Annotated in this window: 5 protein-coding genes and 1 pseudogene; all 6 read left to right on the top strand. The window is 63.8% G+C overall.

Features of this window, described 5'->3' with window-relative positions; all coding sequences use genetic code 11:
- Positions 1-1,259 (top strand): cobyrinate a,c-diamide synthase (locus PSTU_RS0116075; RefSeq protein ID WP_029404833.1); only part of this gene is annotated, 1,259 nt, incomplete at its 5' end.
- A complete protein-coding gene (gene bluB / locus PSTU_RS0116070; protein WP_019342039.1) occupies positions 1,256-1,906 on the top strand; it encodes a 5,6-dimethylbenzimidazole synthase in 651 nt (216 codons plus the stop codon). The genes PSTU_RS0116075 and bluB, both read left to right, overlap by 4 nt.
- Positions 1,903-2,826 (top strand): adenosylcobinamide-phosphate synthase CbiB, encoded by a 924-nt coding sequence (cbiB, locus tag PSTU_RS0116065; protein WP_019342038.1) that lies wholly within the window; start codon positions 1,903-1,905, stop codon positions 2,824-2,826. Before bluB ends, cbiB begins: the two co-directional genes overlap by 4 nt.
- Complete coding sequence (gene cobD, locus PSTU_RS0116060; RefSeq protein ID WP_019342037.1) at positions 2,819-3,811, top strand: threonine-phosphate decarboxylase CobD; 993 nt, start codon at positions 2,819-2,821, stop codon at positions 3,809-3,811. The genes cbiB and cobD overlap by 8 nt, the downstream gene beginning before the upstream one ends.
- Positions 3,808-5,277, top strand: coding sequence for a cobyric acid synthase (locus PSTU_RS0116055; RefSeq protein WP_019342036.1), 1,470 nt, complete (start codon positions 3,808-3,810; stop codon positions 5,275-5,277). Before cobD ends, PSTU_RS0116055 begins: the two co-directional genes overlap by 4 nt.
- A pseudogene (locus PSTU_RS21610) lies at positions 5,274-5,353 on the top strand (bifunctional adenosylcobinamide kinase/adenosylcobinamide-phosphate guanylyltransferase); the annotation flags it as partial. The gene PSTU_RS0116055 and the pseudogene PSTU_RS21610, both read left to right, overlap by 4 nt.

The following is a 5,353-nucleotide window of genomic DNA, read 5'->3' as shown; positions in this document are numbered from 1 at the left end:
CACCCCCCGCATCTGGCCAGGGGAAAACAACGGTGACGGCTGGCCTAGCGCGCTTGCACAGCCGCCAGGGCAAACGAGTCCGGGTCTTCAAGTGCGGCCCGGATTTTCTGGATCCGATGGTGCTGGCTCGCGCCAGTGGCCATCCGGTCCATCAGCTCGATTTGTGGATGGTTGGCGCGGCCGAATGCCGTCGCCTGCTGTGGGAAGCGGCCCGCGATGCCGACCTGATCCTCATCGAAGGTGTGATGGGGCTGTTCGACGGCGCGCCTTCGGCGGCCGATCTGGCGCGGCAGTTTGGCGTGCCGGTCTTGGCGGTGATCGACGGCTCGGCTATGGCGCAGACCTTCGGGGCGCTGGCCCACGGTTTGGCCAGCTATCAATCGGATCTGCCGTTTGCCGGTGTGTTGGCCAACCGGGTCGGCAGCAGTCGCCACGGCGAGATCCTGCGTGATTGCCTACCGGAGCAGATAGGCTGGTTCGGTGCGTTGCCTCGCGGAGAATCAGTAGGCATCCCCAGCCGCCACTTGGGCCTTGTGCAAGCGCAGGAATTGGTGGATCTGGATGCCCGGCTCGATGCAGCTGCCGATGCCCTGGAGGCAAGCGCTTATTGCGGATTGCCGGCTGCGGTCAGCTTCTCGCCATCGCCACGCGAGACGCTGCCGAAACTGTTGAACGGGGTGCGTATCGGCGTGGCGCGTGACGCTGCGTTCTCCTTTATCTATCAGGCCAACCTCGATTTGTTGCAGGCGCTCGGTGCGCAATTGCTGTTCTTCTCGCCGCTGCGGTTTTCCCGCTTGCCTGCCGTGGATAGTCTCTACCTGCCTGGTGGCTACCCCGAGCTGCACCTGCGGACATTGAGCCGTAACAATTCAATGGCCGACTCGATACGCGCCCATCATGAAGCCGGCAAGCCAACGCTCGCCGAGTGCGGCGGCATGCTCTATCTGCTTGACGGCCTGACTGGTCAGGATGGAGTACGCGAACACATGCTTGGCCTGATGCGCGGCGAAGCGCAGATGCAGAAGCGCTTTACCGCACTGGCGTTGCAAGAAGTGCAACTGCCGGAAGGCCGCCTGCGCGGCCACACGTTTCACCATTCCTCCCTCGAGTCGCCGATGCAGCCGCTGGTGCGAGGCGAATGTCCGAACTACAAACGCACCGCCGAGGCGGTTTACCGGCAGGGGCGGCTGACGGCGTCCTACATTCATTTCTACATGCCGTCCAATCCCGTTGCGGCCGCAGCGATGCTCAGCCCATGAGCGAGTTTGCCTTTACTGACGAACAGCGAGCAGGGGTTTACCGGGCGATTAGCGAGCGCCGCGACATGCGGCACTTCAGCGGTGGCGAGGTCGCACCTGAGCTGCTGGCGCGCCTGCTCGAGGCTGCGCATCAGGCTCCCAGCGTCGGCTTGATGCAGCCTTGGCGGTTTGTGTGTATCAGCCGTCCCAAATTGCGCAGTGCCATTGCTGAGCTGGTCGAGGAGGAGCGAGCCCTGACCGCTGCGGCGCTGGGCGAGCGGGGCGAGGCGTTCATGAAGCTCAAGGTCGAGGGCATTCATGACTGCGCTGAGTTGCTGGTCGTCGCGCTGATGGAAGGCCGCGAGGAGCACGTATTTGGTCGTCGGACCCTGCCAGAGATGGACCTTGCTTCGGCCGCCTGTGCAATCCAGAATCTCTGGCTCGCCGCGCGGGCCGAGGGGCTGGGTATGGGCTGGGTCTCGCTGTTCGATCCTGACGCGCTGGCCAATCTGCTGCAGATGCCCGTCGGCGCCAAACCGGTTGCGGTGATCTGCCTGGGGCCGGTGGTCGAATTTTATCCGGCGCCAATGCTCAAGCTCGAAGGCTGGACCGAGCCGCGACCGCTTTCCGAGTTGCTATTCGATAACCTCTGGGGCCAGCAATCGTGAGTGTTGCGCTAAGTTGCCTGGCTGGGATAACGCTTGACGCTCTGTTTGGCGAACCTCGTCGCGGCCATCCGCTGGCTGCGTTCGGCAAACTGGCCGATCGGTTGGAACGTCAATTCAATGGAGCCGAAGGTCGCGGTTGGCGCAGCCACGGCGTTACCGCTTGGTGCCTTGCCGTGCTGCCTCTGGTGGGATTGGCCTGGCTGCTCGCTTCGTTGCCGAAAATAGGCTGGCTGGTTGAGATCTGTTTGCTCTACATGGCGCTGGGGCTGCGCAGCCTTGGCGAGCATGTGCTGCCGGTTGCCCGTGCGCTGCGCCGGGGCGATCTGACCGAAGCACGTCAACGTGTCGGGTTCATCGTCAGCCGCGATACGCGCGACCTCGACGAGCACGGCGTCGCCCGAGCGGCGACCGAGTCGACGTTGGAGAACGGTAGCGATGCGGTATTTGCCGCGCTGTTCTGGTTCGTTCTGGCGGGCGCACCGGGCGTGGTGCTGTATCGACTGGCCAATACACTCGATGCCATGTGGGGCTATCGCAATCAGCGCTTCGAGCGATTCGGTTGGGCTGCGGCGCGGATCGATGACGGACTTAATTTCATACCGGCGAGGCTGGTTGCGCTGACTTATGCGTTGGTGGGCCAGACGCGCCGTGCCTGGCGCTGCTGGCGCACCCAGGCCCCACTGTGGGACAGCCCCAATGCCGGGCCCGTCATGGCCGCCGGTGCGGGTGCGCTGGGTGTGGCGCTGGGTGGTTCGGCCGTGTATCACGGCGAGCTCCATCACAGACCCGTTCTTGGTGAAGGCGAAGCGCCTCAGGCGCGCGACATCGAACGCGCGCTGGACATGGTTTGGGCGGGGGTCGGCCTCTGGTTGCTGGTGCTGTTGTTGGCGCTGTTGTTAAGAGGCTGGGTGCATGCTTGAGCACGGCGGAAGGCTGCGTAGGGCGGCCGAGCATTTCGATATTCCGCTACAGGATTGGCTGGATCTCTCCACCGGCATTGCGCCCTACGGTCTCGATCTGCCAGCCATTCCCGCCGACGCCTGGCGGCGTTTACCAGAAACCGAAGACGAACTCGAGGCCGCCGCAAAGCGCTATTTCGGCGTCACAGCGTTGCTGCCGGTGGCTGGCTCTCAGGCTGCGATCCAGATGTTGCCGCGCTTGCGCGGGCCTCAGCAGGTCGGGATCGTCTCGCCCTGTTATGCGGAGCACGCAAAGGCATGGCGCCGTGAAGGGCACCGCGTCAGCGAATTCAGTGAGGGCAGCGTGCGGCGCGCGCTCGATGGGCTCGACGTGCTCATCGTGGTCAACCCGAACAACCCCACGGGTCGCCTGTTGCCACCGGAACAGCTGCTCGACTGGCATGGCCGTCTCGCCGAGCGTGGCGGCTGGCTGATCGTCGACGAAGCCTTCATGGACCCAACCCCGTCACACAGCCTGGCTCCGCATAGCCACTTGCCGGGGCTGATCGTTCTGCGCTCGTTCGGCAAATTCTTCGGCATGGCTGGTGCGCGGCTGGGTTTCGTGCTGGCAGAACAGAGCTTGCTGTCCGTGCTCAGCAGCGCCTTGGGTCCGTGGCCGATTGCTGGCCCGTCACGTTTGATCGGTACGGTATTGCTTGCCGATGGTGAGGGACAGCGTCGTCAACGCGAGCGTTTGCTTGCCGATAGCGAACGCTTGGCGCAGTTGCTGGTGGGGCAGGGCTTGCCACCCACCGGAGGCTGCGGGCTTTTTCATTGGGTTGTGACGGAGGAGGCGACGATGCTCCGCGAGTATCTGGCGTGCCAGGGCATTCTGGTGCGGCGCTTTCAATATCCGCCGAGCGTACGCTTCGGGCTGCCGGCGGACGAAGCAGGGTGGGCGCGACTGACGCGAGCGCTGACCAGCTATCAAGCGGTGCGCACATGAGCACCTTGATGGTCCAGGGCACAACCTCCGACGCCGGCAAAAGCACGCTGGTGACCGCGCTTTGTCGCTGGCTCAAGCGGCAGGGCGTCTCGGTCGTGCCGTTCAAGCCACAGAACATGGCGCTGAACAGCGCGGTTACCGCCGATGGAGGTGAGATCGGCCGCGCTCAAGCGGTGCAGGCCCAGGCCGCAGGGTTGCCACCGCATACCGACATGAACCCGATCCTGCTGAAACCCAACAGCGATGTAGGTGCACAGGTAATCATTCACGGCCGCGCCGTCAGCAACATGGACGCCGTGGCTTACCACGACTACAAGCGCGTGGCGATGGAGGCGGTCCTGGCCTCGCATCAGCGCTTGAGCGATGCCTATCAGGTAGTGATGGTCGAAGGCGCAGGCTCGCCGGCCGAAATCAATCTGCGTGCCAACGATATCGCCAATATGGGTTTCGCCGAAAAGGTCGATTGCCCTGTGATCCTGATCGCCGATATCGACAAGGGCGGGGTATTCGCGCATCTGGTCGGCACGCTGGAGCTGCTCAGCCCAAGTGAGCAGGCTCGGATCAAAGGTTTCGTGATCAACCGCTTTCGTGGCGATATCGCCCTGCTGCAGCCAGGCCTCGATTGGCTCGAGCAACGCACGGGCAAGCCCGTTCTTGGGGTGCTGCCCTACCTTATGGATTTCCACCTCGAAGCAGAGGACGCCGTCGACGTGCGTCAATCGGCGAAGAGCGAGCAGACCCTCAAAGTGGTCGTGCCGGTCTTGCCGCGTATCAGCAATCACACCGACTTCGATCCGCTGCGTTTACATCCTCAGGTTGATCTGCGTTTCGTCGGCGCCGGGCAATCGGTCCCGCCTGCCGATCTGATTATCCTGCCGGGCTCGAAAAGCGTGCGCGCGGACCTTGCATGGCTGCGCGCGCAAGGTTGGGAGCCTGCGATCCAGCGGCATCTGCGCTACGGCGGCAAGGTGTTGGGGATTTGTGGCGGCCTGCAGATGCTGGGCGACGCAATTGCCGACCCGCTGGGGCTGGAAGGACCGGCTGGGCAAAGCGACGGGCTGGGGCTACTGACGTTCTCCACAACGCTGGCTTCGCACAAGCAGCTGCGCAACGTCCAGGGTCGGCTGGCGATTGATGGCGCCGACATTACCGGCTACGAGATTCACGCGGGTATCAGTGACGGGCCGGCACTGGGGCGTGCCGCCGTACGACTCGACGACGGCCGCAGTGATGGAGCGACCAGCGAGGATGGTCAGGTGCTCGGCACCTACCTTCATGGCCTGTTCGAGTCCCCCGATGCTTGCGAATCGCTGTTGCGCTGGGCAGGGCTGGAAAAGGTGCAGCGGGTCGATTACCACGCGTTGCGTGAACGCGATATCGAGCGGCTGGCGGATCTGGTCGACGCACATCTGGACACCGCACAACTGCTTGCCCTCTGCGGGTTATCAAAGGAGACGGGCGCATGATCGAGCTCATCCTCGGCGGGGCGCGGTCCGGCAAGAGCCGGTTGGCCGAGCGGCTTGCCGTTGAAAGCGGCCTGAC

The sequence above is a fragment of the Stutzerimonas stutzeri SDM-LAC genome (assembly GCF_000235745.1).
Lineage (GTDB): Bacteria > Pseudomonadota > Gammaproteobacteria > Pseudomonadales > Pseudomonadaceae > Stutzerimonas > Stutzerimonas stutzeri_H.
The sequence above is the reverse complement of the archived record's forward strand: the minus strand, read 5'-3'. Positions and strand labels throughout refer to the sequence as shown.